At 63.2% G+C, this 2,084-nt stretch carries 2 protein-coding genes and 1 pseudogene; 1 reads left to right on the top strand and 2 read right to left on the bottom strand.

Features of this window, described 5'->3' with window-relative positions; translation table 11 throughout:
* The coding region (pth, locus tag RMO18_RS16760) for an aminoacyl-tRNA hydrolase (protein ID WP_309667444.1) at positions 1-677 on the bottom strand (677 nt) is incomplete at its 3' end.
* 123 nt (positions 678-800) lie between these two features.
* Here pth and RMO18_RS16755 point away from each other — a divergent pair.
* Positions 801-1,835, top strand: a complete 1,035-nt coding sequence (locus tag RMO18_RS16755; RefSeq protein WP_309667443.1) for a glycosyltransferase family 2 protein — start codon at positions 801-803, stop codon at positions 1,833-1,835.
* On the opposite strand, the pseudogene RMO18_RS16750 reads toward RMO18_RS16755, so the two are convergent.
* Positions 1,807-2,084 (bottom strand): annotated as a pseudogene (locus tag RMO18_RS16750) (flavodoxin family protein); the annotation flags it as partial. The gene RMO18_RS16755 and the pseudogene RMO18_RS16750 overlap by 29 nt on opposite strands.

Genomic DNA, 2,084 nt, shown 5'->3' with positions numbered 1-2,084 from the left:
CGGTCGAGCAGCTTTTGCATCGGGCTGCGCGTGTCTTCCGCCTCGGGCGGCGGAGGGGTGGGTTTCGACAGAGGCTGCGGGGCTTCGGACCTTGTGGTCGACGACCTTGGCGGCGCGGTGCGCAGGGCCACGGCGTTCAGAAAGCGCGCGCCGTCGCCTTCGGCCAGAAGTGCCGCGCCGTTCGAGATGCCGCGCAGCAGGTCTTCCAGCCATTCGGCGTCGGCCTTGGCGAAATCATGCAGGACGTAGGCCGCCACCGCATCCTTGTGCCCCGGATGCCCGATGCCAAGGCGGACGCGGCCATAGGCATCACCGAGATGGCCATGGATCGAGCGCAGCCCGTTGTGCCCGGCATGGCCGCCGCCCTGTTTCACCCGTAGTTTGCCGGGGGCGAGATCCAGCTCGTCGTGAAACACCGTCATGTCGGCCAGCGGCAGCTTGTAGAACGCCAGCGCCGCATGCACCGATTGGCCCGACAGGTTCATGAAGGTTTCAGGCTTTAGCAGAATGACCTTTTCGCTGCCAAGCCGGCCCTCGGCGACCAGCCCGTGATGCGCCTTGCGCCACGGTGAAAAGCTGTGGTCGGCGGCGATTCGATCCAGCACCATGAAGCCGATGTTGTGCCGGTTGCCAGCGTACTTGGCGCCCGGATTTCCAAGGCCCACAAAGAGCTTCATGTCAGTATCATCCTGCCAACTGCGGGCGCATCATCTTACGCCCGGGCGGTGGCTGCAAGGGGTTTGGGTTGACTTTGCCCCCCGGCCCATGCAGCGTTTCGCAAGTTTTGGGAAGGGCAACTCTTGCGCACGACAGTGGTCGCATCGATGCGAAACGAGGGGCCGTTCATTGTGGAATGGGTGGCTTGGCAACGGCTGCTCGGGTTCAGTGATATCGTCATCGTCACCAATGACTGCACCGACCACTCGCCCGAATTACTGGACGCCCTTGCCGCCGCCGATTGGTGCATCCATCTGCGCTGCGTCTTACCTCCGGGCGGGTCTATCACCCGCACCAAGCTGCAGCAGGCGCATCAGCATGCGGCGGTACAGCAGGCCGATTGGGTTATGGTCTGCGATGTCGACGAGTTCTTGGTGATTCACGCGGGCGAGGGCCGGTTGAGCGACCTGCTCCCTCCTGCCGATGAGGCGCCATTTCTTGGCATGTCAATCAACTGGAAAGTGTTCGGCACTTCGGGGCATCAGGCATGGGAGGATGGCCTTACTCATCGGCAATTCCTCTGGACGGGAAGCGGCGAGACGGGCCTGTCGTCGTGGGTCAAGTCGATCTTTCGCAAGCCGAGGTGGTTCTGGCGTTTGGGTGAACACGGGCCAAAGGGCCTGTCCATGGCCCACGCAACAAGCGCATGGGGCGCGCCGGGGATGGTCTGGGTGAATGGCGATGGCGTCATGGTAGACCAGTGGTACCCTGCGGCACCCTATATGCGGCGGCTGCCGCTGGCGTTGACCAGCCACGCCACGGCGCAGATCAATCATTACATGGTGCGGTCGGTGGAGAGTTTTGGGCTGAAGCGTGGCACGCTGTCGCCCGTGGCTGGGCGCGACCGATACACCGACAAGTATTTTGCCAACGCCAACCGTAACACTCGGCTCGACGACTCGGCGCTGAGACATGCAGCCGGTTTTGACCGGCTGCATGCAGAGATGATGGGGCATCCGGGGATCGCGGCACTGCATCACCAGTGCTGCGCAGATTATGTGGCACTGCTATGCGCCAAGGCAGGCAGGCCTGCCGCCAGCGACCCACGCTACAAGGAACACCTGGCTGCGGCGACTGCCGGTAGCGAGATCAGGTGCCCGCCTGCCCCAGCGCCCTGATATCTGCCAGCCAGCGGGTGCGGATTGTGTCGGCGCTTTTCTCAACTGGTGAGCAAAGCGTGAAAGCCATCGGCGAAATGCCCGTGTAGCCAAGGATCTGGCGTTGCATCTGGTGGCGCAGAGCCGAACGGTATAGGAAACGAAAGCCCCATCCGGGCGTATCGGCGGTCAGGACCAGACGTGCGCTGCGGCCAGCGAGCAAAGGCTTTGGCAGGCCCATTTTGCGGACGCGAGGGTCGAAGGCGTAGC

Origin of the sequence: Tabrizicola sp., assembly GCF_031377265.1 — a bacterium.
In the GTDB taxonomy this organism is placed as follows: domain Bacteria; phylum Pseudomonadota; class Alphaproteobacteria; order Rhodobacterales; family Rhodobacteraceae; genus JAUYQR01.
This window is presented reverse-complemented; position numbering and strand designations above follow the sequence as displayed.